Origin of the sequence: Bradyrhizobium sp. McL0615, assembly GCF_049993905.1 — a bacterium.
GTDB lineage: Bacteria > Pseudomonadota > Alphaproteobacteria > Rhizobiales > Xanthobacteraceae > Bradyrhizobium.
This window is the reverse complement of record NZ_CP188254.1, coordinates 893,439-919,625: the sequence shown is the minus strand read 5'-3', so window position 1 is coordinate 919,625 and position 26,187 is coordinate 893,439. Positions and strand designations below refer to the sequence as shown.

Below are 26,187 nucleotides of genomic sequence, written 5' to 3'. Positions count from 1 at the left end.
GGTTGCTGTCGGCTCAGGCCGCCCGCACCGAACTGAGGAACTTGCCGACCTCGCGCTTGAGCCGCTCGCTTTCGCCGGACAATGACTTTGCCGCGCCGAGCACCTGGCCCGAAGCGGACCCGGTCTCGCTGGCGCCGCGCTGCACGTCGACGATGTTGGCGGAAACCTGCTGCGTACCGTTCGCGGCCTGTTGCACGTTGCGGGAAATTTCCTGGGTCGCCGCGCCCTGCTCCTCGACCGCGGCGGCGATCGTGGAGGCGATCTCCGACATTCGCCCGATGGTGTCGCCGATCTCCTTGATGGCCGCGACCGATTCCTGGGTCGCCGCCTGGATGCCCGATATCTGCTGGCTGATCTCGCCGGTCGCTTTCGCTGTCTGCTCGGCGAGCGCCTTCACCTCGGACGCCACAACCGCAAAGCCGCGCCCCGCTTCGCCGGCCCGCGCCGCCTCGATGGTGGCATTGAGCGCCAGCAGATTGGTCTGGCCGGCGATGGTGTTGATCAGTTCCACCACGTCGCCGATCCGCGTGGCCGCCTTGGCGAGTTCACCGACACGGTCGTTGGTCTTCCGCGCCTGCTCCACCGCCTCACCGGCGATCCGCGCCGAGCCCTGGACCTGGCGGCTGATCTCGTTGACCGAGGAAGCCATCTCTTCCGTCGCGGATGCGACCGACTGCACGTTGGTGGAGGCTTCCTCGGACGCCGCCGCAACCGTGGTGGCAAGTTCTTCGGAACGCTCCGCGGTCGCCGTCAGCGTCCCGGCGGAGGCTTCCAGCTCGGTCGAAGCCTGTGACACGATCTCGACGATTTCGCCGATCATCGTCTCGAAATCGCTGGTGATCCGGTCGACGCGCTGGCCGCGCTTGATCTTGGCATCCGCTTCGACTGCAGCGGTCTCGTCGGCGGCCTTCTTGGCGATCAGGGCGTCCTTGAAAACCTGCAGCGAGCCGGCCATGGCGCCGATTTCATCGGCACGCTCGGCAGTCGGGATCGTGACGTCATGCCGGCCGGCGGCGAGGTCGCCGACGATGCCGGTCATGGTCGCCAGCGGGATGATCATGCGACGGCGCAACATCACGGTGACGCCCGCGAGCACGCCGAGCAGTGCCACGACGGCAAGGCCGGCCAGCGCCAGCATGGTCAGGGCGGTATCGCGCGCAGCGCCCGCGCGTTGTTCCGCTTCCGCCAGCGCGGCGTCGCGCACGGCGAAGAAGGCCTGCACCGCCGGCACGATCGTGCCGGCGAGTTGACTCTCGTTGATGGCGTAGTTGCCATCTGCGCGTCCGGCCGCGATCTCTCTTTCGAGCCACGGCGCGACTTTCCCGAAATAGCCTTCGACGGCGTCGCTCATCGCTTTCACAATGCGCGGCGGGCTGCCGATCTGGTCCACACCAGCCTCGATCCGCTCACGATCGAGATCGATGCGGCCCTGGGCGCGATCGGTGACGGATATTTCAGCCGCCGTCAGCGGACGGCGGGTGCTGATCGCAAGCGATACGGTAGCAGCCCGGCCGCCGGCCGAGATCCGCAGATCCTGCGACGTGCGCGCGATATTCAACAGCGCCGTCAACGACGCATCCGCCGTCGCCACCCGGTTTTCCAGCCGGTTCAACAGCGGTTCGAGAATCCCGACAACCGCGGCAATGCCTGGCAGGAAGCCTTTCATCGCCGCAGTATCGCGCGCGCTCATCGGTAGCGCCATCGCGCGATCGCTCGCTGTGCGAACCTCGGCCAGTTTCGCCGCCGCCTGATTGAGACCCTGGACGATCGCCGCGCCATCGCTGAGCGCGCCGACGGCGGTCCGTGCTTTCGCGAATGCTGCCTCTGCCGCCTGCCCGGCCTTCGCGGCTGTCTCGATCTGCGCGGGCGTCGCGGCTGATTCCTGGAATAGCGGTCCGACATAGGGCGCCCGATAGCCAGCAACCTGCTGGCCAACCGCCAGCACCGTGCCGTAGGCCTCCACCGCCTTGATCGCCTCGGTCTTGCTGGCAAAGGTCAGGTACTGCGGGACAAGCACACCGGCGCCAAGCACGACCGTCAGGACCGTCACTGAAAGCATCGAAACCGCAAAGAGCCGACCGATCCGCATGTTGTGATTCCGTTGCGTGAGGGAGCATCCAACGTATGCGGAGCCCGGCTAAGGCAGCCTTAATGCAGGCTTAAATGCGGGTCGGTAGAATTACGGAGCTGCTCGCGACTCCGGTCCGTCAGGATCGCAGCGCCGTCACCAGCCGCACCGCGACGCCAGCCTGCCAGACCGGATAGAGGAACGACGTCCGGTCGAGGCCGAGCGCATTGTCGAGCGCCAGCAGCGTGCCGGCGAGCGTTCCCGTGATCAGCATCGGCCACCACGCGGCGGCCGCATGCGGCCCTGATGGCAACCGACCGATCCCCAGCGCCATCACGGCAGTGCCGACAAGACCGCCGGTCAATCCGGCGAGCAGATAGCGCATGACCGCCGCAGCGCCCGTGGTCTGTCCCTCGATAAAGATGGCCGCGTTCACCGCGCAGACAAACGCGATCATGGTGATGATGGCGGCAAGCATCGCTGCCCAAAGCGGATTGGCGCTGAAGCGCTGCACCAGAATGAAGACGAGCACGGCGAACGGCACCGCGATCAGCGAAATGCGAAGCTGGCCCGGCAAGCCGACAACGTGGTCGATCAGCGCCGGCAACAGTGGCGTGAGGATGCCGGAGATGACGCCGCCGGCGGCGACGATGAGGAGGTTGCGGGAAGTGTCAGCGGACGTGATCGCCTGGCTCAACGCGCACTCCTTTTTTGCGACCAGCGCAACGCCTAGCACGACAGCGATGGAAATTGAAGGCAGCGGGCGAGGCGCGAGTCCGGCCCAAATAAAAGCCGCGCCAACCCGAAGGTTGACGCGGCGATGGCCGTTCTGTTGCCAGGTGGACCAACCCCGAACAGGTTACGCCGCGAGGCGCACTTCGTTCAATGCAACGTTATCGTTTGCATTTAGGTTTTTGACCCGATAACGGCGGTATCATGCCGAGCACAATTCAGAGTTTCTTTGCGACCATCGATCCTGGTTCGCCCCCGCCCTAGCAGCCCTGGGATTCGGCCTTTCGGCAGAATCGATCTCACCGAAATGAGACCTTTAAGCTCAAGCTGCTAAGGTGGAGGCGCCGGGTACTGCCCCCGGGTCTGCCCGCAGTCCACTCTAAGGTTCAGCGCCATCGTCTTGCGACCAGGCGACCCTACGCGTGATCGCTCGCGAAAGATAGGCTTCTGTTGCCCACAGTCGGCGGTCGAACTGGCGACAGGCCTAAAGCGTCACAATCCACCCTTCGGCACGAAGAAGCAGAGTTCCGTTCCCGTGTGCTTGTTGATGAACAGCACGGGCAGATGGTCCGGCGTATCCTCTTCCTTGATGATGTCAGGCGGGACGGTTCTCCACTGTCCATCCTTCAGGTATTGCCACTGGTCCGAGCGATCTTCAGCTACCCTGAAGCGGGTTTTGAAGACATCGCCGTTGTCGCAACACGATTTCCAGGGGACGCCGAGCCGTTTCCGTGCGGCCGGATTCATTTCCTGCGCGTTGAACCACTCGTGGTGCTCCATCGACGGATCGTGAGCGTCAACGCGAAAGCACACCAGAAGAAGAATACCGAACATCGTTAGTACGCGACCGAACGCTTTCATGGCAGCCTCCATTGTGGACTGTCATCAATTCGCGAATCACACGAACTCCCGGCAACTAAGGAGGCCAGATTCCAAAAAAAATGGGAGCTCATTTTCTGAGCGGCCAGCTTTTTCAGGCAAGACTGTTGCTTTCCTGTTGGTGCGGAACGATTTGGAACATAGAGCCAGTGCTGCGAAGAAGCTGTCGGCGTGCTTAGTCAACGCACCGATCGACCGTTGAACGCGCTCTTGACCGTAGAAACACGGGGAAGCCGGATGCGGGCCGCACTCGTCGATGCAATCACGCCAAGCGCCAAGAACTCAACATCACGAAGGGCGTCCGACTCGCGGCGGCGCTGAACAGAACTGGCACACGGCTGACGCACCCGAACTCTGCAGTCCTAACAGGAACCCAGTTTATCGACGCGCTGTTGATGGCGACCGCCGTCGAATTTCGTGTTCAAGAACACTTCGACGCATTCTTTCGCCACCGCTTCGCCGATCATTCGTCCGCCCATCGCCAAAACATTCGCGTTATTATGCTGGCGGCACAGCCGCGCGCCCGTGACATCATGCGCAAGCGCGCAGCGGATATGCGCATGGCGGTTGGCAGCGATCGAAATGCCGATGCCCGATCCGCAGATCAGAATGCCGCATCCGGCCCTACCGGCCTTGATGGCATCGGCCAGCTTGTCAGCGAAATCGGGATAGTCGACGGAAGCGGCGCTATCTGTGCCCAAATCCAGCCACTTCACATCGGGCAAAGCGACTTTCAGAGATTCTTTAAGGGTAAAGCCACCTTGATCACAGGCAATGGCCACGATGCGTTCTAAACGCGCCCTCTCCTCTTCGTTGGCCATTCGTTGCCTCCATCAATCAATCGCCGGTAGTAGCGAGTACACACCCGGCTTTCTATTCAGCTCGGCAATCGCAGCTCCGCAGCAGACTTTCGCGGAGGGTCCGATCTTTCTCACGAGACGTTAGATTGATCGCCCGCTCTACAGATTTCTCGCAACGCGCGCTATGTCCACAATAAGCTACGACCGCAGCTCTATCCAAACTCTTGCGCTGTGGAGAAGCATCTGGGGTACGGGTGTTTTGGAGCGGGCGAAGGGAATCGAACCCTCGTATGCAGCTTGGGAAGCTGCCGTTCTACCATTGAACTACGCCCGCGATCGTCCCCATGATTAGCCGACCTCGCGCCATCCGCCAAGCTGTTCCATCTCCCTTTTCGCCTCACTGTTAACTTCCTAAACTTCCAGGCGCGCGACGTGCTGCTGCCGGTTGCGCCGCCCCGCGCGCATCCCTAAATCAACGGGATGACGTCCACCAGGCTTCTCGAACGCAAATCCATTTCCGTTTCCGACTTTCGCTGCACCGCGGGGCCCGGCGACGAGCCGTTTGCGGAGCAGCATCGCTGCCACTCGATCTCCTATGTGCGCAAGGGCAGTTTCGGCCTGCACTGCCGCGGCAAGTTCAGCGAGCTGGTGGCGGGATCGGTGCTGATCGGCCATCCCGGCGATGAGTATACCTGCACCCACGAGCACGTCTGCGGCGACGAGTGCCTGTCGTTCTTCCTGGCGCCCGAACTCGTGGAAGCGATCGGCGACAGCGGGGCACCCTGGCAGATCGGGTCCGCGCCGCCATTGCCCGAACTGGTGGTGCTGGGCGAACTGGCGCAAGCGGCAGCAGATGGCAGCAGCGGCATCGGTCTCGACGAGATCGGTCAGGTGCTGGCGAGCCGCTTTGTCGAGGTGGTTTCCGGCAAGCCACGCAAATCCGGTCCTGATGCGGCGCGCGACCGCCGCCGCGCGGTCGAGACCGCGCTGTGGATCGACGCCAACTCACGCCACCAGATCAATCTGGAAGATGCCGCAGCGCAGGCCGGGATCAGCCCGTTCCACTTCCTGCGGCTGTTCTCGCAAGCGCTCGGCGTCACGCCGCACCAATATCTGGTGCGCTCGCGACTGCGCAATGCCGCGCGACGGCTCGCCGATGACGACAGCCCGGTCACCGATATCGCCTATGATGTCGGTTTCGCAGACTTGTCCAATTTCGTGCGCACGTTTGGCCGCGCCGCCGGCGCCTCGCCGCTGAAATTCCGTCAGGCCTCGCGGGGTGACCGCAAGATTTTCCAAGAACGGCTGGCCCTCCACTAGCTAGGCTTTCTCCAGGCCGCGCGGCTTCGCGCGCTTTTGAACTGGAGAATGTCATGTACGACCACATCGGATTACGCGTCGAAAATCTCGAAGCCAGCGTGCGCTTCTATACGGCCGCGCTCGCGCCGCTCGGTTTTGTGCTGTGCTCGCAGGACGATTCCGGTGCGGGCTTCGGCCCGAAGGGCGCCCCCGCGCTCTGGCTGCATCTGCACAAGGGATCGGCAGGGTCAGCGGCGCATGTCGCGTTCCGCGGGAATGATCACGCAACGATCAGGCAATTCCACGCCGAAGGCCTGAAAGCCGGCGGCCGCGACAATGGCGGCGCCGGGCCGCGCGCGGATTACAGCCCGACCTACTTTGCAGCGTTCCTGATCGACCCCGACGGCAACAATGTCGAGGCGGTTTGTACGTGACCCCTCAGCGTCATTGCGAGCGAAGCGAAGCAATCCATGGAGCCGCAGCGGAGCGATGGATTGCTTCGTCGCTCCGCTCCTCGCAATGACAACTACTGACACCATCCCCCAACAACAACGGACTAGAATCATGGCTTCCATCCACAAAGAAATCATCATCGACGCCTCTCCCGATCACGTCTGGGACGCGCTGCGCGATTTCGGCGCGCTGCATACGCGGCTGGTGCCCGGCTTCGTGACCGACACCAAACTCGACGGCGACGCGCGCATCGTCACCTTCGCCAACGGCACGGTGGCGCGCGAAATCCTGGTCGATTGCGACGATGCGAAGCGGCGGCTGGTCTATGCCATCGTCAGCGAGCGCATCAAGCAGCACAGCGCCTCCGCACAGGTGTTCGCCGAAAGCGATGGCCGCACCCGTTTCGTATGGATCGCCGACGTGCTTCCGAACGAGATCGCGCCCTATATGGACGCACAGATGGACCTGGGTCTGCTCGCGATGCAGAAGTCACTGGGACGCAGCGCCGCATGACGTCGGCTTTCCTCAACGCTCTCGGCGCGGACGGCCCCTCAGCCGACCGCGCCGGCAGGATGGATCTCTATGGCCGCTTCGTCGGCTCCTGGGATCTCGATGTCAGGCAGTTTTCCGAAGACGGCAGGGAGCACCGCCGCGCCGGCGAATGGCATTTTGGCTGGGCGCTGGAGGGCCGCGCGGTCCAGGATGTCTGGATCGTGCCGCCACGTGGCGAACGGCGGCACGGCGATGCCGCGGCCAATTTCAACTCATACGGCACCACGCTGCGGATCTACGATCCCGATATCGATGCCTGGCGGATTCAGTGGACCGACCCGGTGACGCGGAATTTTTTGCAGATGATCGGCCGCGCAGAAGGCCGCGACATCGTGCAACTGGGCACGCGGCCGGACGGCCAACGCGCGCGCTGGAGTTTTAGAGACATCAGCGTCGATTCATTCCTCTGGCGCGGCGAAGTCTCGGCCGACCACGGCGCGACATGGCGTGTCGTCACCGAGTTCACCGCCCGCCGCAGGGACGCGTGATCTTTCTCACAGATCGGCTCCCGGCCCGCTCCTAGCCTCGACCCGCGCGTTCGAATGGTGCCGCGTTCGCGGCCGCCCGCGCATGAGGAGTCGAACCATGACTGGAGCTGACAAAATAGTCTGTCAGGCGGCCACGCTGCTTTTGCTGTTCACGCTGACCTTGACGCCGGCCAAGGCACAATTCGGCGGTGGAGGCAGCGGCGGCGGCCAAGACATGATGACGCAGATGGCGCCGATGCTCGAAATGATGAAGGCGAAGATGGGCAAGCGCCGCTTCGCCGCGATGATGCAGACCATGGGCCCGATGATGAGCCGCATGATGGAAGGCGGCGGCGGCATGATGGGCGGCGGCGGAATTCCCGGCGGCTTTGGCGTCGGTTACGTACCCGAAGGATACGGCGTAACCACCGGCGGTATGAACATCGGCGGCTTCGGCGGCGGCGACGTCATGGGCATGCTCGGCGGTGCTGGCGCTGGCGAGCTGATGGGCATGGCGCCGCAACTGATGCGCATGGCCAATGTCGGCGGCCGCCGTCATGGCCGGCGTCACCGGCGGCGGTAATCGTTTCCGTCAATGCGAGGAGTGTAGCGACGACTTGTCCGCCGTAGCTCAGCGAGCGAAGGCGGAAGCAATCCATCTCCAGTACCGCGTAATGGATTGCTTCGCGGAGCCTGTCATCGGGCGCGCATTCGCGCGACCCGGTGGCTCGCAATGACGCGTATCACGACAACGCCGGCCGCGCTGCGGGCGCGGGCCGCTGTTTCGGCCCCCATCGGGTCAACATCACGCTGATGCATGAGAGCACGCCCAGCAATATCATCGAGGCCGCCGCCAGCTTGAAGAAGTCCTGTGCGGTCGCATCATGCGTCGACAGCCACCAGCCGCCGGTGCCGATAAACAGCAACCGCGCGGTCTGCGCCAGCACCGGGCCGATCACCTTGGCCGCGCCTTGCGATGAAAAATAGCACGTCGTCGAAAGGCCGAGAAAAGCATACATCGGCGCCGCCGTTGACAGATATTGCCGGCTGGCGGCGCGCACGCTCGCATCATGGGTAAAAAGATTCACCCAGATGTCGGGAAATACCGCAATGAAGCTTGCGACCGCGCCGACCGAAACGAATGCGACGAACCCCGCGATCCAGCAGATCCTGCGAGCCCGCGCGATGCGCTCCGCGCCGATCGCCATGCCGACCATCGGCACCGAGGCGATGCCGACCGCGAACGCGATCGAGGTCAGCATGAATTCGAGCCGCGCGCCGATGCCATAGCCGGCGAGTATTTCGGTGCCGAAGCTCGCCAGCATGTGGGTGAAGATGCTGATGGTCAGAACCGACTGCAGCGGCGACAAGCAGGCGATGGCGCCGACCTTCAGGATATCGATGAACATCGGCATGCGAATGCGAAGGCCGCGAATCTTGGGAACGACACGCGCGCGGCCCGAGAAGAGATACCAGGACATCACGGAGATGCTGATCAAATAGGCGGTCAACGAACCGGCGGCGACACCACGCATGCCGAATTGCGGAATCGGGCCGAGGCCCAGGCCCAGCGTGCCGCCGAGAATGATCTGGCAAACCGCCGAGCAGAGCATCATGAGCGACGGCAGCTTCATGTTGCCGGTGCCGCGCAAAATGCCGGACATCGTGTTCATCAGCCAGGGCAGCACGGCGCCGCCGAAGAAGATCTGCGTATAGGCCACCGCCTGCGTCAGCACCTTGCCGCGGCCGCCGAGCAGTTCGAGCAAAGCGGGGCCGAAGATCAGCATGCCCAGCATGAAGGTCAGACCGAAGCAGACGCCGATCAGCAGCGCATGCGCGGCCAGCGCCGAGGCACGGTCGATATCGCCGGCACCGAGCGCGCGCGCAATCGCCGAGGCCACGCCGCCGCCCATGGCCCCGCCCGACATGGTCATGGTTAGGATCACGATTGGGAACACCAGCGCCATCGCGGCCAGCGATTCCACGCCCAGCCGGCCGATATAGGAAGTCTCCGCGATCACGACGCAGGTGCCGGCGGTCAGCGCGATCACGTTCGGCCAGGCCAGCCATAACAGCGTGCGCAGGATCGGGCCGTCGAGCAGCGCGTTCTTCACCAGCGCCGCCGGCGGCGGAAGCGGGCGTTCGTCCTCGTCGACGGGAATTTCGGCAACGCCGATATCGGACATTTCTACTCCCCGCGCGCGGGCTTGGGCCGCGGCGCGGCTGTTCCTAGCACGGCAGGGGGTGATTCCACGTGCGTAGGGTGCAATGGGGGCCTGCGGGATTGTACAGCACGGTCGCACTCTACCCTCCACCTGAGCGCGAGGCTCGACTCGGCGGCCATTTCACGGGGAATTCATGCCGCCCTCACGAACGTTTGGGCCGGCATCGCATTGGTAAAGCGACACCCCCAGGGAACCCCGCCATGTCCAAGAACATCCTCCTGGCAACTTGCGTCGCCGTACTGGCGCTGCCGCTTGCCGCCTGTAACGACCCCAAAGACACCGCGACCGTGGCGCAGAGCTACGGTCCTTCGCCGAACCTGCCGCCGCCGGAACATTCGTGGATCCCGATGGTCGATATCGCTTCGGTCAGCCGCTGGCCCGACGGCGCCAAGCCGATCGCCGCCAACGGCATGACGGTCACGGCCCTTGCGACCGGGCTCGAGCATCCGCGCACGATCTATGTGCTGCCGAACGGCGACGTGCTGGTCGCCGAGAGCAACGCGCCGCCGAAGCCGGACGACGGCAAGGGCATCAAGGGTTTTGTCTACAGGCAGGCGCAGAAATGGGCGGGTGCCGGCGTGCCGAGCGCCAACCGCATCACGCTGCTGCGTGATGCCGACGGCGACGGTGTTGCCGAAACGCGCAGCACCTTCCTCAGCGGGCTGAATTCGCCCTTCGGCATGGTGCTGGTCGGCGAGGATTTCTATGTCGCCAATTCCAATGCGATCATGAAATTCCCCTACCACGAGGGGGACACCAAAATCAGCGCGCCCGGCGTCAAGCTTGCGGACCTGCCCGCCGGTACCATCAATCACCACTGGACCAAGGACCTCACCGCCAGTCCAGACGGGACGAAGCTGTATGCAACCGTTGGCTCCAACAGCAATGTCGGCGAAAACGGCATCGAGGCCGAGAAGGATCGCGCCGCGGTGCTGGAAGTCGACCGTGCCAGCGGCCAATGGCGCGTCTTTGCATCCGGCCTGCGCAATCCGAACGGTCCGTCATGGAATCCGAAAACCGGCGAACTCTGGGTTGTCGTCAACGAGCGCGACGAACTCGGTAATGATCTCGTCCCCGATTACATGACCTCGGTGAAATCAGGCGCCTTCTACGGCTGGCCGTACAGCTATTACGGCGATCACGTCGACACGCGCGTCGAGCCGCGGCGGCCCGACCTGGTGCAGAAAGCGATGGCCCCGGATTATGCGCTCGGCGCGCATACAGCTTCGCTTGGTCTTACCTTCAACACCGGCAATCTGTTTCCGCCCGAGATGAAAGACGGCGCCTTCATCGGCCAGCACGGTTCGTGGAATCGCAAGCCCCGCGCCGGCTACAAGGTGATCTTCGTTCCGTTCAAGGACGGCAAACCTTCGGGTGCGCCACAGGACGTGCTGACCGGATTCCTCAACGACAAGGGCGAGGCGCAGGGCCGCCCCGTCGGCGTCCGGCTCGACAAGCAGGGCGCGCTTTTGGTTGCCGACGACGTCGGCAACACGATCTGGCGCGTAACGCCATCGGCGAAATCGGCGTCGCGGTGAGCGTCGCGGCCTGAACGCTAGAGGAACTGCCTTCCGCCATCGACCACGAGCGTCTGGCCGGTAACGAAGGTTGCGTGGGGAGAGGCCAGAAACAGCGCGGCGCCGACGATGTCGCCGCTCACCGCCGCACGCTTCAGCGCACCCCGCATCACGCCGTATTCGGCGGCATTGTCCACGAGCCCCAGGCTCGCCTCGGTCAGCGTGAGGCCGGGCGCGATCGCGTTGACCGTGACGTTATCGTCGCCGAGTTCGCGGGCGAGCGCCCTGGTCATGGCGATGATCGCGCCCTTTGAGGAAACGTAGTGCAGCCACATCGGCGATCCGCTCATGACGGTCGCGGACGACACATTGACGATCGCGCCGCCGCCTGACGCGCGAAGCAGCGGCGCGATGGCCCTGGTCATGATCCAGGTGCCCTTCACGTTGACGCTCATCACGCGATCCCATTCCGCTTCGGAAATCGATTCAAAGCTCGTGCGTTGGAGCCCCGCATAGACAGCAGCGTTGTTGACCAGCACGTCGGCGCCACCGAAACCCTCGTGCGCCGCACGGGCCAGCCGCTCGGCCGAGGCGAGGTCGGTTACGTCGACGGCCTGCGGAAGGGCCTGGCCGCCTTTTGCCACGATCAATCGCGCGGTCTCTTCGGCGCCGGCAACGTCGATGTCGGCGGCGACCACGCTGGCGCCGGCAGCGGCGAAGGCTTCGGCAAAGGCGCGGCCGAGGCCGCCCGCTGCCCCAGTGACGATCACCCGCTTTCCGCCCAGTTCGAGCTCACCCATCGGCTTCGCTCAGATCAAATGGAGCATCAGAGCCTGCCTGGTGCTGGCCAGCTCCTGCGTCGCCATCTGTCGACCGGCCTCGGTTTCCAGCAGTGCAAACTGGCCATCGAGGCGATCGGCATATTGGCGCGGATTGAGCTTGAACCAGTCGCAGGCGACCGCAACACCCGTGACCGTAAAACGCCAGAGCTTGTCGGCGTCGCGCACCAGCCGGTCGTTGAGCGAACGGGGATACGGCCGCGTGTCGTGGCCGTCGATGATCTCGCCGACGGCCACGATGATGGGCTCCGACCAGCCGGTGTTCGCCAGTACCTCGCGCGACAGCCGCACGCCTTCCTTCTCGTGCAGGAAGCGCACGTCGGATTGCATCATGTTCGGCCCAAACCCTTTCTCGATGATGTCGGTCATGTCGATCGACCACCAGCCGATGTCGTGCAGCAGGATGGCGAGCGAAACGATATCCTCGTCGGCGTCGGGATGAAGCTTCAGCAGCGCCTGCGCGAAGGCAAAGGACAGCGGGATATGCACGTCGTTCTTGCGGGCGCGCATATAGGGTTCGGCTTCACGCCAGACGGCATCGTAGCGGCCGGTTGTATCTGATCTGGTCAGCATATTCAGGATTCCGTTTCGCGTGACGGCGGTTTCACCGCCACGCCGTTGCTTTTCGTCAGGACAGGATGGTGACCTCGCCCGTCGAGCCGTTCACACGGAGCATCTGTCCGGTCTTGATTGACGTGGTCGCATTACCGGTGCCGGTCACGGCCGGCAGGCCGTATTCGCGGCACACGATCGCCGCGTGCGACATCATCCCGCCGATGTCGGTGACGGTCGCCTTGATCTTGCCGAACACCGGCGCCCAGCTTGGCGCCGTGACGGGGGTAACGAGAATTTCTCCGGGTTCGATCAGACCGAGATCGTCGGCGGACCGCAGCACGCGCGCCCGGCCCTCGACGGTGCCTGGAGACGCCGCCATTCCGGTGAGGACCGATTTGTCGGCGGACCCGTTCAACCAGCGTCCGACGCTCTCGGTGGTGATACCCCACAGCATGATGGTGAAGGGTTCGGTGATCACGGCGGGAGGTTCGTTCAGCGCCGGCTGCGGCGCCTGTGTCGCCAGCGCCGCCATGATCTTCCGGCGGCTCGCGATCTCCGCCGGCCAGTAATCAGGCCCAATCGGATCGGTGCCGACTGCCCAGGCATTGCCGTAGTCGAACAGCGCGTCGCGGACTTCCTGCCGCGTCAAATAGAACATGTCGTCGGGCTGTTCCCACAAGCCCGCTTCATGGAGCATGCGGCTCAGCCCGCGCATCTTGCGCCAGAACACGCCCATCGACCAATGCTCGATGTAGAAATTGTGGTTCTCGACATAGGGAAACACGGTGCGCGCCAGGCCGAGCTTGCCTTCGAACGCGGCGCGGGCGTCCGCGTCGAGCAGCTCGGCATATTCCTTCGTGATGCGGTCGCGCTCGGCGGCTATCTTCGCAGTGGGGCGGTCGATCTCCTCGCCTCGTTCGACACGGACGATGTAATCCCTGATGTAGCCGAGCGGGATATCGAGGTGCTCGCTCCAGTATTTATCGGTCGAATAGAAGCCGTTTCCGGACGTGAAATTGAACCAGGGATCCTGCGCCTGCTTCCATGCCGCGAGCCATTGATGGCCGTTCGGCCGTAGCGCGACCGCCGCCAGCGCGGCGTCAACCGAGCCGGCCCGAAGCGCGGTTGCGATGTCGAGCTGCACCGCGAGCCTGGCGAGCTTCTTCAATTCATCGTCGGGCCGGAATAAATCGACGTCGACGCCCTGCACCATCTTGGCAATCGCCTGGTCGGGAATGTCGGGGAATTGTCCCTTGAGGAAGCCGAAGAAATCCAGATAGGCGGCATAGCCCAGGTTCAGGAATTCAAAATGATACTGCCAGGTCTTGTAGAGAAGCTGGATCGACCGGTCATAAGTCTCCATCAGGCCGTAGGTGTTATCGAGACCGACACCGCCGGTGACCCAGTCGAGTGGCACGACATCGGGCAGCTTTTCGAAGTGCAGCGCTTCGAGCGCCGCGATGTTGGCGCGGACCTTGTTGTCCCAATTGGCGAGCAGCGTGCTCCAGTTCTGGAAGTAGTAGCCGGCACGTTCCATGAACTGCGGCACGCGGCCGGCAATGAGTTCGGGCGCGACGGCCACCGGGCTCATGTAGCAGTAGCCGTTGTGGATCCGGTAATCGACGCCATTAGCCGGCGGAATCATATAGTGGCGGGTGTTGTACTGGCCGAGGCACTTGACGGCGAATTCCACCGTCACCGCGTCGAACGGCTTGAACGGGGTCGGCCAGTGCTGGCTGTCGCAGAACCAGAACTTGCTTTCCTCCTTTTGCTTCAGATTGTCCTGGAAGACGAGATAATAGGGATACAGGCGCTTCCAGTCTTCCGCGCCCTGCGGGGCCTTGATGTCGTAAGGACTGGGAAATCTCACATGCGTCGTCATTCGTTTCTCCCCGCTTTGGCCGCCAGTTCTTGATCGATCGTGCGCCTGTTCATGGCTTGACCCTGAGCGGCGAGAGCAGCGCGCCGAGCACGCCCTCGATTCCCACTGCGTAGGTCTTTTCCCGCGCCACCGTCTTCCGGCTCCAGACCGTCTCCGGCCGGCTTTGCAGGATGACGACATTTTCGCCATCGGGCCGATCGCGATCGATCGCCCACTCGACGTCCTGTGGGCAGCCCATGCTCTTTTCGAGCGCCTTGGCGACGCGGGCGACCGCGATCACCTGCGCATCGCTCAGCGAGGGCAGCGCGCGGCGCGAGGCTTCGACCACCTTGTGCACCGTCCTGCGTGCCGCGCGATCGGCTACCAATTCCCGATCCTTGTTGGCGATTTTGCGCTTGAGGATTTCGAGCATCACCTTTTCGACCACGAAATTGTCGGGCGTGATTTCGCCCGACACGACGGGCTCACCAAGGCCGAAGGCGGCGTCGATCACGATCCGGGTACGATTGCCGGTGATGGGATCGAGTGTCATGGCGACGCCGGCCGCCGCCGCGTCGATCATCTTCTGCACGCCGACGCCCATCTGCGCGTCGAGCCACCCAAGCCCGTTCTTGGCGCGATAGGAGATCGCGCGGGCGTTGAACAGGCTGGCCCAACAGGCCTTGACCCGTTCGACGACGTTATCCTCGCCGACGATCCAGAGATACGTATCCTGCTGACCGGCGAAACTCGCGTCCGGCATATCCTCCGCCGTCGCCGAAGAGCGTACCGCAACCGGCAGATCGTCGTCCTCAGCCATGGCGCGATAGGCCCTGCGGATCTCGGCCTCGACGCCGGCGGGCATCGCGGCGGACATGATCAGCCGGCGGATCTCGGATGATTTGTCTTCCTCGTCATCGACATTGCCGATGTCGATCGACCGCATGAGGGTTTCAATCCTGCCGCGCAGGCGACCGGATTCGAGATGTTCGGCATAGGCATCGGTCGTAATCGCAAAACCATCGGGCACATTGACCCCGGCCGCGATCATGCGGGCAAGGCTCGCGCACTTGCCGCCCATGCGAACACTGTCGGCCTCGGACGCCCTGTCGAAAGCGACAATGAACCTGGCGTCTGGAACCCTTAGCATCTTCAGTCTCCTCAAGACGACAGCGGCAGCAAATGTTGTTCACGAATGGCGAGACGCATCCCATTCAATGTGAAGTTCGGTGGGCGTACGGAAGGACGTGTTGGGCACGAAGCCAAAGGTCTGTTTCGCCTTCAGCCTCACGTCCGGCATGCGCCGCGTCAGCTCTTCCAGCGCAATGGCAAGCTCGATCTTGGCGAGTTGCTGGCCGACGCAGAAATGGATTCCATAGCCGAAGGCAAGATGGCCGCGCGCATCCGTGCGCGTGATGTCGAAGCGCGATGGCTCCGAGAACGCCGCCTCGTCGCGATTGGCAGAGCCGAGCATCAGCAATATGTCCGCGCCTCTCGGGATAGCGACGCCACCGATCTCCGCGTCTTTCAGCGCGCGCCGCCGCCACGCCACGATCGAAGGGCTGAAGCGAAGGATTTCGTCCACGGCGCCGGAAATCAGCGCCGGATTTGCCAGCAGCGCTTCCCAGTTATGGCGATGAAGCAGCAATTCGCGCAGGCCGTTCGCAATCAAGGTCGTCGTGGTCTCATGGCCCGCGAACAGAACGCTGTAGAGCACGCCGGCGATTTCGTCGTCGCTGATCCCGGCGCCCTCCTTCTGCAGACGAATGAGATCGCCCGGCAGATCGTCAGACGGGCTCGCATGGCTCTGCGCGACAAGGGCGCGGCAATAGTTCCAGTATTCGACCATGTTGCGGGCGTGCGGCAATTGCTCTGCGTCCGACAAATTGCCCCAGGTCAGAAGCGCGCGACTGACCGCCCAGGCCTTGACCTGCGCCACATCAGCGTCCGGCACGCCGACCAGCCTAAACAGCACGAAAGCCGGAACATCGTAGGCGAACTCGCGGACGAACTCGGCCTTGCCGTTGCCGATGATGGCATCGAGCGCGTGCGTCACGATCTGCCTGATCTGCGGCTCGATCGCCTTGAAGCGGCGCGGGCCGAAGCAGCCCTGAACCAGTTTGCGGATGCGGGTGTGATCGGGCGGCACGCGGGCGGACAGACCGGAATAGGCGGTGAAGCCGCCCTCCTGCATGATCCGCTTGCCCTCCGCGCACATCGGACGCAGCGGCGCCTGCGCATTCTCCGAGGAGAAAGTCCGCCAGTCCTCGAACACCGCTTTGATGTCGGCGTGTCCGGCGACGACATAGTATTGGAGTTCTTCGGAGAAGAAGACCGGCGCTTCGGCGCGCGCCCATTCGTAGAAGGCGAACGGATCGGTGATGTCAAACGGATCGAAATCAATCGATGCGTTTGAAAATGGGCAGCCCTTTGCGGCCGTCACCGTCGCCATCGTCTCCTCCTCCCTGAGCCCTGTTGGGGGTGCTTTTTCTTGAGAGGATACATCTCGATCTTTGGTTTTTCTTTAGCCGGAAAGCTCCTAGATATCAGGAGATTAATGGACACCGAGAACTAACTTCGGTCCGCCAGCTCCCGATAGACCTGACGCAGCCAGCCGCTTTGTGGCCGGTCGTCGAAATGCCGCAGCGCGTCCCGATAGAGCTTGTACTGCCGATCGATGGCTTCGCGGCGTCCTTGCGCGCGAAACACGCGCATCGTCTCTTCATGGGCAATCTCGCACAGGGGATCGATGGCGAGCGCCTTCTGGCAATGCGCCAGCGCGGTCGAGAAATCCTGCCGTTCGCGGTGAATGCGCGCGGCGTCGCGCTGCACCTTGAAGAACATGTCGCGCAGCCAATAGCGTTTCGACCAGCACCAGTCGTGCTCGGTGTTATCGGCGTAGTCGGCGGGAATGTCCTCGAACAGGTCGCCGGTGTAGAGCCGGTCGGCGGCCTGCAGGCAGATCAGCGCTTCATCGCTGGCGCCTGATTTGATGTGGCTGTGCGACTGCCGGCAGAGCTGCTCGAACGTCGAGATGTCGAGCCAGCTCCTTTCCGGCGGCACGAGAATGTAACGCGATCCGTCGCGCAGCAGATGTTCGCGCATGCCGGCGCCGCGTCCGGGCTTGCCCTGCAACGCCTCGCGCAGGCATTTGACGGTGTGATAAAGCCGGTTGCGCGCGGTCTCGGCCTTGTCCGCCTCCGGCCACAACAGATCGCACAATTCGTCCGTGGTGCCGCCCTGCCCGCCTTTCTGCAGCAGATAGGCAAACAGCGTCTTGGTCTTGCGGGTGGCGCCGCCGGAAATCTCCCAACTCACCTGGCTGCCGTCGGTCCGATAGATCCGCAAGCGGCCGAAGCAGCGGATCTTCCAGCGGTCGCTTCTGTCGAAATAGGCCTCGACCGGCTCCTCGGCCGAACGTCGCAACAACCACATGGGGTCGGCGCCCTCGGCTGCATGGATCGCGGCGGCCGGCAGATCGGAGGGATCCGATATGATTTCGCCGAGCCAGTGGTCGATCTGCTGACGCAGCGTGCCCTGGGTGAGAAGATCGGCCGGTAGCCAGTGTGGATTGGCGGCTACCCCCTTGGCGGTCAGGATCGCCGGATGCCCGCGCAACGCGGCGAGCAACTGTTCATCGATCAGCAGACCTCGATTGTAGAGCGACACCACGCGAATGCCGGGCCTCGACGACAGCCGGTGCGCCACCTGCGTCCAATGTTCGAAATTCGCCGCCGCCGAGTTCGTTTCCAGGCCCCATCCCATGTCGATCGCCAGGATGGTTTCCGGCACCGCCCCTTCACGTTCGAGCCAGCGCTCGATCTGACGTTCGACCTGAGCGAATGAAATCGGCACATCGAGGAACGCCAGATCCGAATAGGCTCGGCACAGCGTTGTCACATTGACGCCGCTGGGCGGCAGCTTGCCGGCAGCGGTAACGACCAGGATACGCGCAGGAGAAAGATGATCGATCGCGGCATCGATGAATTCGGCCAGCAGCGTCCGCTGACGCTTCGCGAAGAACGCGAGATTCGTAACAGGCGGGCTGTCGCCGGAGTCCATGCCATCGCTCCCGTAGCGGGCGCAGCATGATCGCTGTGGCGAGGAAAGTGAACCGCGATTGTCAGGAGAGGCAGCGCTCGTGCGCCGCAATATGATCGGCCCGGCTGCCCGGTAGCGGGGCTACACCCGGAAATGCTTGGAGAGCTTCAACCCCTGCGCCTGGTAGTTCGAGCCGATGCGCTGGCCGTACAAGGCGTGGGGCCGCGACAGCATTTTCTCGTAGACCAGCCGGCCGACGATCTGGCCGTGCTCGAGGATGAACGGCACCTCGCGCGAGCGCACTTCGAGCACGGCGCGCGCGCCCTTGCCGCCAGCGCCGGCATAGCCGAAGCCGGGATCGAAGAATCCCGCATAGTGCACGCGGAATTCGCCGACCAAGGGATCGAACGGCACCATTTCGGCGGCGTAATCCGGCGGCACCTGCACGGCTTCCTTCGAGGCCAGGATGTAGAACTCGCCGGGATCAAGGATGAGGCTGCCGTCGGGACGTGCCGGGATCGGCTCCCAGAATTCGTTGACGGCATAGCCGCCACGGCGGTCGATATCGACCACGCCGGTGTGGCGCTTGGCGCGGTAGCCGACGAAGCCCGAGGTGTTTTCGCCGGACAGATCGACAGACAGCGCGACGCCATTGGCCAAGTCCGCATCGACAATATCGACCAGCCGCTCGGCATCATGCAGCGCGTCGAGTTCGTCGGCATTGAGGATGGCGTCACCGGTGCGGAAGCGCACCTGGCTGAGCCTGGAGCCCTCGCGCAGCAGCACTGGAAACGTCTTCGGACTGATCTCGGCATAGAGCGGGCCGTGATAGCCGGCGCCGATCATGTCGAAGCGGCGGGTGCCGTCGGCGATCACGCGGGTGAACACGTCGAGCCGCCCGGTGGAGCTCTTCGGATTGGCGGCCGCCACGATCGACGGCGGCAGCGCAAGGCTTTCCAGCAACGGGACGATGTAGACGCAATTCGTCTCCAATACCGCACCGTCAGAGAGATCTATTTCGTGCAGCTTCAGCTCGTCGATCCGCTCGGCGACGGTTGAGCCGGGGCCGGGCAGGAAACTGGCACGCACGCGGTAGGCGATGTTGCCCAGCCGCAGATCGAGGCTCGCCGGCTGGATCTGGCTTTCGACAAAGGGATATTCCGGCAGGATCAGGCCCGCATCCGCCATCGCCGCGATCATGCGGTCGGGCAGAATCCCGTTGGCGTCGGGCGGAAGCGTGAACGGCACGGCGCGATCCTCAATACGGCCCAAAACTCATCCAAACCTCTTAAATATGGGCTTTTAGGGGTTATCCGATGGCCGCCTTGACGGGAAGGGCAGGAGGTAATATCAGCATGACTTATCCCGTGGTGATTTGAGCCGGCCGGCTTGCAGCCACGTTAAATAAGTAGCTAAACAGGCCGGGGACACGTGTGATCCCGGCCTGTGGAAATTTTTCCAGGCCGGTTTTTTGTGACCATTTTCGATAGTGGTCACGACGGAGGTCACATGTCTGAGACTGCTTCTACCAAGCGCTATCGTCCCGAAACCCGCCTTGTCCATGGCGGCACGCTGCGCTCGCAATTCGGCGAGACGTCGGAGGCGCTGTTCCTCACCCAAGGCTACGTCTACGACACCGCGGAGCAGTGCGAGGCCCGGTTCAAGGGCCAGGATCCCGGCTTCATCTATTCGCGCTATTCCAATCCGACGATTGAGATGTTCGAGCGCCGCATGATCCAACTCGAGGGCGCGGAAGCCGCGCGCTCGACCGCGACCGGCATGGCCGCGGTGACGACCGCGATCCTCGCACCGCTCCGGGCCGGCGACCACGTCGTCGCTTCGAAAGCCCTGTTCGGCTCGTGCCTTTACGTGGTGCAGGATCTGTTGCCGCGCTACGGCATCGAGACGACGCTGGTCGACGGTTTTGATCTCGACCAGTGGCAGCGCGCGTTGCGGCCGAACACCAAGTCCTTCTTCTTGGAGAGCCCGACCAATCCGACGCTCGACGTGCTCGACATCCCGGCGATTGCCGAGATCGCGCATAGTGGCGGCGCACGGCTGATCGTCGATAACGTGTTCGCCACGCCGATCTGGCAGAGCCCGCTTTCGCTTGGCGCCGACGTCGTGGTCTACTCCGCGACCAAGCATATCGACGGCCAGGGCCGCTGCCTCGGCGGCGTCATCCTGTCGTCGGAAGCTTTCATCGCCGAGCACATCCACAACTTCATGCGCCAGACCGGGCCGTCGCTCTCGCCGTTCAACGCCTGGGCCTTGCTCAAGGGCCTGGAGACGCTTGGCGTGCGCGTGCGCGCGCAGACCGAGACGGCCGCCAAGATCGCCGACATGCTCGCCTCGCACCCGAAGATTTCGCGGCTGATCTATCCCGGGCGATCGGATCATCCGCAGGCGGCGCTGGTGAAGAAGCAGATGCGCGCTGGCTCGACGCTGGTCGGCTTCGAGGTCAAGGGCGGCAAGCAGGCTGCGTTCCGCTGCCTCAACGCGCTGCAGATCGCGCGCATCTCGAATAATCTCGGCGACGCTAAGAGCCTCGTCACCCATCCCGCGACCACGACGCATCAAAGGTTGACGCCGGAGGCGCGCGCCGAACTCGGCATCAGCGAAGGCTTTATTCGCTTCTCGGCCGGGCTCGAACATGCCGACGATCTGATCGAGGATTTTGCGGCGGCGCTGGAGAAGGCGTGAGGGGCGAATGTGTAGGGTGGGCAAAGCGCAGCGTGCCCACCCTCTCTCAGCGCGTATTCGGATAGAATGGTGGGCACGGCGCTAGCGCGCCTTTGCCCACCCTACTCATTACGCAACAGGTGTCGTCCCTGCGAACGCAGGGACCCATACGTCGCGGCCCTGCTGATAAGAGGCTGTAGTTGACGCCCTGCTTAACTCACTACGCCCTGTGGTTATGGGTCCCTGCGTCCGCAGGGACGACAGCGTAGTTGTAGCTCGGCTACATCGGCCGATACGTCCGCACGTCCGAGGGCACATGGACGCCGAGCTTGATCTGGCCGACCGACTTGATGATGTCGTCGCCGAGCAGTTGGGCGAAGCAGGCATAGCCCCAGTCGTTCATGTGCAAGCCGTCGGAAATCACGAAATTATCGATCGGGATCGACTGTCCCTCGTGCCAGTCCTTCATCACCGCGAAGCGTGGAAAAATTCCGACCTTGCGTAGTTCGGCGACCCTGCCGAGCAGCTTCGTCATCTTGCCGGCGCTCTCGGCGTGCTCGTTGACCCGCGGCGAATATTGCGGATCGATCAGCACGATGTCGGCGCCCGCTGCCTGGATGCGCCCGACGCCTTCTTCGACGAGCTTCGCCGTCTCCTCCGGATCGAGGTTGCGCAACACGGCATTGGTACCAACCTGCCAGATCACCAGATCCGGTCGCAGATCGATAACGGCGATCTTCAGCCGCTTCATCATTTCGGGCGCGTCCTCACCGCCCTTGCCGGCATTGATCACGGTAATGTCGGCGGTCGGATACTTCCGGCGCAATTGCGCGGCGAGACGATTGGGATAGGTGAACTCCGGCGAGGTGGTGCCATAGCCTTGCGTCGACGACGATCCGAACGCCACGATCACCACCGGCTCGCCCGCGACCAACCGGCTCGCGACGTGCGGCAGCGATCCCACCGACTTGTTGCCGCCCTTCGGAGGCTGGCACGGCACACGGCTGAAGATGTCGCCGGCCGATTTCGCGACTTCCTTTACCTTGTCGATTGCCCTGCCGGTGATGCCCTTCTGCGCAGCCGGATTGGCGACAGCCGTCTGAGCGGCCTGCGGCTGGACGCTTTCAGCCGAGAGCGTCTTTTCAGTCCTGCTTTCAGTTTTGGCGTGGTCGGACAGCGCCGCCTGCTGCGAGGCCGTCTGGGCAAGCGATGGCGATACCGAGGCAGGCATCAACAGCGCCAGGCTGGCGGCAAAAAAGACGGTCGGCAATGTCGACAAGCAAAAAGGGTAGTGACGGCTCATTAAGGCTAGTTCCCTAATTCTGCTGCGCCTGATCGAGGCGGGCCGCGTCGAGCACAAATTTCGACAGCGCGCGGCCGAGGCAGGCATGAACCCGTTTGGCCATATCGGGACCATGAACGGTACTGAACAGGTCGAAATCTCCGGCGTCGTTCCAGTGACGCATAATGGCGAACCGGTCGAACAGCGGAACATTATGCTGCTGCGCGACCACGCGCATATTATCTAGGTATGGCGGCGCAGAAATCATCGTCTCCGTGCGCGGGCTGTATTGCAGATTAACCAGAACCACATCGGCCCCCGCGTTTTGCAGCGCAGCAATCCCGTCGCCAACGGCACTGCGAAAATCGTCGGGATCGACGGATCGCATAGCATCGACGGTTCCGGTCTGCCAGATGACCAAAGTAGGCCTTTTTGCTTCCACCAGCTTAACGAGCGTGGTGTCGGTTTCCTCCGCGGTTTTCCCGGGCTGTAGTTCTACGGATAGATTGATCTGGATCGAGGGCAGTTTCTCCTTCAGGGCGGCTTGCAACTTGGCCGGATAGGCGCTGTCGGCCGAAGCGGCGATGGTCGAGGAACGGCTGCCCACCACGAGGATGTTCAGCGGCCGGCCGTTCTTGACGGCGTCGGTGACCTTCGGCAGCACGCCATCGGTGCCCAGGAGATAGGCCGGCACTTCGCAGGCCTGGGGTAAGCTCTGGGGAGAGGCTTGGGGAGACGCTGGGGGAGCATCCTCAGCGCGCGCCCAGCCGGTAGCTCCAAGCCCGGCGAGCAGGGACAAGGCTAGTACGGCTCCAGAACCGGGCCTCATACGCTGCCTCCAGCCATATCGGCGTTGCCGCCCGTGCGCTTGTTCTTGGACGCATCCTTGTCGGCCGAATGCTTGTACCACGAAATCACCCACGCCACGCCCCACATGATGAGGATTCCGAAAAGGCTAACCAAGGCGTGCATGAAGGCACCGCCGGCAACCTCGGCCAGTACGAAATGCCCTGCGAAGGCCAGGAAGATGCCGAGACAGAATATCTCAAGTGAGTGCTGGCCACACAGGATCAATGGTCGCAGCCAGGGCGATTTAAGGCCCGGCCAATCCCTGGGCAGGAAGCGCACGGTGAGCGCCGCCAACGCCAGGAAATGGGCAAACCGCAGCACGTCCAGATCGGTCTTGGTGATCGGGTACATCCACTGTTCGAGCCGCTTCGGCATCAGAAAGCTGAGCTGCGGGATGTGCCAGGTCAACGTGACGAAGAATGAAAACAGCAGATAGGCAACGCAAATCCACAGCGTCACCGGCGACGACAGGATGCGGGACATCCGCACCGCGCCACCCAGCGCGCACCAGGCGCCGAACACGAACAGCAACTGCCAGGCGAACGGGTTGAAGATCCAGAAGCCGCCGGGATAGGCCGTCAGGTACCAGTCGAATTGCCAGGTCAGCGCGTACAGCAGCACCGATAGCCCGAGCGTCACGTCAGGCCGCCACTTCATCAGCCACAGGATAGCTGGCAGAAACAGCATCAGCACGATGTAGAGCGGCAGCACGTCCATGTTGACGGGACGGAAGCGCAACAGCAACGCCTGGACGATGGTGACGTCGGGCTGCTTGAGAAAATCCATGATGCCCATTTCTTCGCTGTAGAGCGGGTTTTCGAAACGGGTGGCGACATAGGAAATTTCGGCGAGGAAGATCGTGAACAGGAACACGTGGGCGACGTAAATCTGCCAGACCCGGCGCAGGATCCGCGCGGTCGCCACCACGAAGCCGGCCTGCAGCATCGCGCGGCCGTAGACGAAGGCGGCGGTGTAGCCGGAGATGAAGATGAAGATTTCGGTGGCGTCAGAAAATCCGTAATTGCGGATGGTGAACCAGGTCAGGATGTTGGTCGGCAGATGATCGACGAAGATCAGCCACAGCGCCATGCCGCGAAACAAATCGAGCCGCAATTCGCGCTCGCCGGCCACCGGCAACGCAATCGCCGGCGCGGCAGGCGCTGCGGCCTTGCTATCGCTAAGGGGCGTTGCGGCAACTGGATCGGCAATGGACGACATCGGGCACCGTTAGTTTAGCTTTCAGGCGTGCACTGTCCGGAAAAGATAATATCGGCCCGCAACTTGCACACAAGATACGCAAACAGATACGAGGCCGGACCGCGCGCGGGTGCGCTCTAGAGGGGAACTATGTTGAAACCGCGATCAAACCACCGGCAAACCCGGCGGACCGGCGATTGTTCCCCCAGCATTCTTGGCTATGATACGGCACAGGATTTCCGAAAGCTTGCCGCATGTACCGCGCCATCACCCGCCAGATCGAAGTTACCGTCGAGCCAAACTTCCTGCCCGAGCGCTCGTCGGTCGATAAGGGACAATATTTCTGGTCCTACACCATCGTCATCACCAATACCGGCACCGAGACCGTGCAGCTCCGCACCCGGCACTGGATCATCACCGACGCCACCGGCCACAAGCAGGAAGTCCGTGGCGAGGGCGTGGTCGGCGAGCAGCCCGTGCTCGCGCCGGGCGAGCGCTTCGAATACACCTCGGGCGTACCGCTGCCGACCGCGTCGGGCTTCATGGCCGGGCGCTACCAGATGGTCAGCGCCAGCGGCGAGCGGTTCGAGATCGACGTGCCGACGTTCTCGCTGGACAGCCCCACTAACAAGCGGGTGTTGAATTAGGGGCAACGCGCGCTCCTCCGGGCTACGGATTTTCCAGGCCACCGTTCTCTCCCCGTCATTGCGAGCGCAGCGAAGCAATCCATAGCGCAGCAAGCCGGGAGGTGGATTGCTTCGCTGCGCTCGCAATGACGGGTGGATACAGGTTCGCAATCTCGCTGCGCATTGCGCCCGAGGTGTATTGAGAACTTCCCGCCCTCCAATCAGAGGGCGCAGGGAAGACCGGGTGCTTGCTGCACCCGCGGTCCCGCGTGCGATTTGCGCAAACAAAACGGCACACGAGCATACAGGGCAGCTGGAGCATTCCGGCCTTCCCTGCGCAAGGGAGTAGTCGGGTGCAAAAAGTCTCAATAAATCAATACGGTAAAGCTGACGTATCGTCATTTGTGTCGCGATTCGCGGATTCATGATTTGCTGTGCAAAATTGTGTGATTCACCGGCTGATCAGCCATGACCAAGACCCTGCTGACACTGCTGACGCTCGCGACGTTGGCCGGCGCAGCCTCGGCGCAACAGCGCACCTATTACGACATGCGCGGCAAGGTCGTCGGCCGATCTGCGACCGACAGCCAAGGCACGACAACGAATTACGCTTCCAGAGGCAACGTCATCAGCCGCGAGTCCACCAGCGGCAACGCCACGACGGTCTACGATCCAGGCGGGCGCGTCATAGGTCGGCGACAGTGATCTGCCATGGCCGAAATTGCGCCAGTACAAAACTGGTCAACGCCCATATTATCGCAAAAGGCTTTGGCAGGCTGATCCGTGGCAGCGGGCCAAATATCAGAATTGCACCAGAGAATATCGGCACCGCCAAACAACAACTCGGAGAGTTTGATTCCGGCATCTTATGCGCGGATTGCGATGGTCGCCTTGGGCGGTTTGACGACTACGCTTTGGAGCTTTGCCAAAAATTCGAACGGGCACACACTAACCTGCACCCTGAGGCCTTTGAACTGCCGCAAGCTGACCGAGAATTGTTCTGCAAGGTTGTGCTTTCGGTCTTATGGCGCGCGTCAATCAGTCAGAGGCCATCGGTAGAGCATGTGAACCTTGGGCCTTACGAAAAAAACGTTTCGCGATGTGATATATTCAACGCGGTCCATCGATGAGTTGCCGGAAGCAGAAATCCTGCTTCAGCGGTACACAGTGCGAGGCCCCGCTGATCCTGTTGGTATGTACTTTTATCCGACGCCGCGTTTCAAGATGGGCGGTCGGTAGGTGGCTTTCGAATCCGAACGAAGG

25 protein-coding genes, 1 tRNA gene, 1 other RNA gene and 1 riboswitch are annotated in these 26,187 nt (G+C 62.9%); of the genes, 10 read left to right on the top strand and 17 right to left on the bottom strand.

The features are described 5' to 3' along the window. Window positions 1-13: 13 nt before the first annotated feature. The 6 genes from ACPPVP_RS04280 to ACPPVP_RS04255 form a co-directional block, all read right to left on the bottom strand. Window positions 14-2,089 (bottom strand): methyl-accepting chemotaxis protein, encoded by a 2,076-nt coding sequence (locus ACPPVP_RS04280; protein WP_426531609.1) that lies wholly within the window; start codon window positions 2,087-2,089, stop codon window positions 14-16. Window positions 2,090-2,207: 118 nt separating this feature from the next. Then, window positions 2,208-2,765, bottom strand: a complete 558-nt coding sequence (locus ACPPVP_RS04275) for a hypothetical protein (RefSeq protein ID WP_426531607.1) — start codon at window positions 2,763-2,765, stop codon at window positions 2,208-2,210. A 119-nt stretch (window positions 2,766-2,884) separates the two neighbouring features. After that, window positions 2,885-3,246, bottom strand: a transfer-messenger RNA (tmRNA) gene (ssrA, locus tag ACPPVP_RS04270). 46 nt (window positions 3,247-3,292) lie between these two features. After that, on the bottom strand, window positions 3,293-3,661 hold the full coding sequence (locus ACPPVP_RS04265) for a hypothetical protein (RefSeq protein WP_426531605.1): 369 nt from the start codon (window positions 3,659-3,661) through the stop codon (window positions 3,293-3,295). Between the two features lie 380 nt (window positions 3,662-4,041). Continuing rightward, on the bottom strand, window positions 4,042-4,500 hold the full coding sequence (gene rpiB, locus ACPPVP_RS04260) for a ribose 5-phosphate isomerase B (protein WP_426531603.1): 459 nt from the start codon (window positions 4,498-4,500) through the stop codon (window positions 4,042-4,044). Window positions 4,501-4,739: 239 nt separating this feature from the next. Continuing rightward, a tRNA-Gly gene (locus ACPPVP_RS04255) sits at window positions 4,740-4,813 on the bottom strand. 146 nt (window positions 4,814-4,959) lie between these two features. Here ACPPVP_RS04255 and ACPPVP_RS04250 point away from each other — a divergent pair. The 5 genes from ACPPVP_RS04250 to ACPPVP_RS04230 all read left to right on the top strand — a co-directional run bounded on the left by ACPPVP_RS04250 (window position 4,960) and on the right by ACPPVP_RS04230 (window position 7,833). After that, entirely contained in the window at window positions 4,960-5,799 is an 840-nt protein-coding gene (locus ACPPVP_RS04250) for a helix-turn-helix transcriptional regulator (protein WP_426531601.1), read from the top strand. 53 nt (window positions 5,800-5,852) lie between these two features. Then, window positions 5,853-6,212: a VOC family protein gene (locus ACPPVP_RS04245; protein ID WP_426531599.1), complete on the top strand. Its 360-nt coding sequence runs from the start codon at window positions 5,853-5,855 to the stop codon at window positions 6,210-6,212. 130 nt (window positions 6,213-6,342) lie between these two features. Further along, window positions 6,343-6,744: an SRPBCC family protein gene (locus ACPPVP_RS04240; RefSeq protein ID WP_426531597.1), complete on the top strand. Its 402-nt coding sequence runs from the start codon at window positions 6,343-6,345 to the stop codon at window positions 6,742-6,744. Further along, on the top strand, window positions 6,741-7,271 hold the full coding sequence (locus ACPPVP_RS04235) for a hypothetical protein (protein ID WP_426531595.1): 531 nt from the start codon (window positions 6,741-6,743) through the stop codon (window positions 7,269-7,271). The genes ACPPVP_RS04240 and ACPPVP_RS04235 overlap by 4 nt, the downstream gene beginning before the upstream one ends. Before the next feature lie 97 nt (window positions 7,272-7,368). Then, entirely contained in the window at window positions 7,369-7,833 is a 465-nt protein-coding gene (locus ACPPVP_RS04230) for a hypothetical protein (RefSeq protein WP_426531593.1), read from the top strand. A 160-nt stretch (window positions 7,834-7,993) separates the two neighbouring features. Here ACPPVP_RS04230 and ACPPVP_RS04225 read toward each other — a convergent pair whose 3' ends face one another. Beyond that, entirely contained in the window at window positions 7,994-9,436 is a 1,443-nt protein-coding gene (locus ACPPVP_RS04225; protein WP_426531591.1) for an MATE family efflux transporter, read from the bottom strand. 239 nt (window positions 9,437-9,675) lie between these two features. Here ACPPVP_RS04225 and ACPPVP_RS04220 point away from each other — a divergent pair, with 239 nt between their 5' ends. Next, entirely contained in the window at window positions 9,676-11,013 is a 1,338-nt protein-coding gene (locus tag ACPPVP_RS04220; protein WP_426531589.1) for a PQQ-dependent sugar dehydrogenase, read from the top strand. A gap of 17 nt (window positions 11,014-11,030) precedes the next feature. Here the strand turns inward: ACPPVP_RS04220 and ACPPVP_RS04215 are convergent, their stop codons facing one another. The 7 genes from ACPPVP_RS04215 to ACPPVP_RS04185 all read right to left on the bottom strand — a co-directional run bounded on the left by ACPPVP_RS04215 (window position 11,031) and on the right by ACPPVP_RS04185 (window position 19,536). Further along, complete coding sequence (locus ACPPVP_RS04215; RefSeq protein ID WP_426531587.1) at window positions 11,031-11,792, bottom strand: glucose 1-dehydrogenase; 762 nt, start codon at window positions 11,790-11,792, stop codon at window positions 11,031-11,033. Between the two features lie 9 nt (window positions 11,793-11,801). Beyond that, window positions 11,802-12,404 carry an HD domain-containing protein gene (locus tag ACPPVP_RS04210; RefSeq protein ID WP_426531585.1) on the bottom strand — a complete coding sequence of 201 codons (603 nt, stop codon included), beginning with the start codon at window positions 12,402-12,404 and terminating at the stop codon, window positions 11,802-11,804. 55 nt (window positions 12,405-12,459) lie between these two features. Next, window positions 12,460-14,268 carry a PEP-utilizing enzyme gene (locus tag ACPPVP_RS04205; protein WP_426531583.1) on the bottom strand — a complete coding sequence of 603 codons (1,809 nt, stop codon included), beginning with the start codon at window positions 14,266-14,268 and terminating at the stop codon, window positions 12,460-12,462. A 49-nt stretch (window positions 14,269-14,317) separates the two neighbouring features. After that, window positions 14,318-15,397, bottom strand: a complete 1,080-nt coding sequence (locus tag ACPPVP_RS04200) for a PEP/pyruvate-binding domain-containing protein (protein WP_426531581.1) — start codon at window positions 15,395-15,397, stop codon at window positions 14,318-14,320. Window positions 15,398-15,436: 39 nt separating this feature from the next. Beyond that, entirely contained in the window at window positions 15,437-16,699 is a 1,263-nt protein-coding gene (locus tag ACPPVP_RS04195) for a cytochrome P450 (protein WP_426531579.1), read from the bottom strand. Window positions 16,700-16,818: 119 nt separating this feature from the next. After that, window positions 16,819-18,309: an AfsR/SARP family transcriptional regulator gene (locus ACPPVP_RS04190; RefSeq protein WP_426531577.1), complete on the bottom strand. Its 1,491-nt coding sequence runs from the start codon at window positions 18,307-18,309 to the stop codon at window positions 16,819-16,821. A 120-nt stretch (window positions 18,310-18,429) separates the two neighbouring features. Beyond that, window positions 18,430-19,536, bottom strand: a complete 1,107-nt coding sequence (locus tag ACPPVP_RS04185) for a 2'-deoxycytidine 5'-triphosphate deaminase (protein WP_426531575.1) — start codon at window positions 19,534-19,536, stop codon at window positions 18,430-18,432. A 109-nt stretch (window positions 19,537-19,645) separates the two neighbouring features. Next, window positions 19,646-19,725, top strand: a riboswitch (SAM riboswitch). A gap of 72 nt (window positions 19,726-19,797) precedes the next feature. Here ACPPVP_RS04185 and ACPPVP_RS04180 point away from each other — a divergent pair. Continuing rightward, window positions 19,798-20,991 carry an O-succinylhomoserine sulfhydrylase gene (locus tag ACPPVP_RS04180; protein WP_426531573.1) on the top strand — a complete coding sequence of 398 codons (1,194 nt, stop codon included), beginning with the start codon at window positions 19,798-19,800 and terminating at the stop codon, window positions 20,989-20,991. A gap of 259 nt (window positions 20,992-21,250) precedes the next feature. Here ACPPVP_RS04180 and ACPPVP_RS04175 read toward each other — a convergent pair whose 3' ends face one another. From ACPPVP_RS04175 to ACPPVP_RS04165, 3 genes are read right to left on the bottom strand one after another with little or no spacing between them, the layout of a single operon-like run. Next, on the bottom strand, window positions 21,251-22,273 hold the full coding sequence (locus tag ACPPVP_RS04175) for an SGNH/GDSL hydrolase family protein (protein ID WP_426531571.1): 1,023 nt from the start codon (window positions 22,271-22,273) through the stop codon (window positions 21,251-21,253). 13 nt (window positions 22,274-22,286) lie between these two features. After that, window positions 22,287-23,081 carry an SGNH/GDSL hydrolase family protein gene (locus ACPPVP_RS04170; RefSeq protein WP_426531569.1) on the bottom strand — a complete coding sequence of 265 codons (795 nt, stop codon included), beginning with the start codon at window positions 23,079-23,081 and terminating at the stop codon, window positions 22,287-22,289. Continuing rightward, entirely contained in the window at window positions 23,078-24,319 is a 1,242-nt protein-coding gene (locus ACPPVP_RS04165; protein WP_426531567.1) for an OpgC domain-containing protein, read from the bottom strand. Before ACPPVP_RS04165 ends, ACPPVP_RS04170 begins: the two co-directional genes overlap by 4 nt. Window positions 24,320-24,552: 233 nt before the next feature. Here ACPPVP_RS04165 and apaG point away from each other — a divergent pair, with 233 nt between their 5' ends. From apaG to ACPPVP_RS04150, 3 genes are all read left to right on the top strand, one after another. Next, complete coding sequence (gene apaG / locus ACPPVP_RS04160; protein WP_426531565.1) at window positions 24,553-24,945, top strand: Co2+/Mg2+ efflux protein ApaG; 393 nt, start codon at window positions 24,553-24,555, stop codon at window positions 24,943-24,945. 447 nt (window positions 24,946-25,392) lie between these two features. Beyond that, the gene (locus ACPPVP_RS04155) at window positions 25,393-25,629 is read left to right on the top strand and encodes a hypothetical protein (RefSeq protein WP_426531563.1); all 237 of its coding nucleotides are present in this window, start codon (window positions 25,393-25,395) and stop codon (window positions 25,627-25,629) included. Continuing rightward, on the top strand, window positions 25,626-26,054 hold the full coding sequence (locus tag ACPPVP_RS04150) for a hypothetical protein (RefSeq protein WP_426531561.1): 429 nt from the start codon (window positions 25,626-25,628) through the stop codon (window positions 26,052-26,054). Before ACPPVP_RS04155 ends, ACPPVP_RS04150 begins: the two co-directional genes overlap by 4 nt. Window positions 26,055-26,187: the final 133 nt, after the last annotated feature.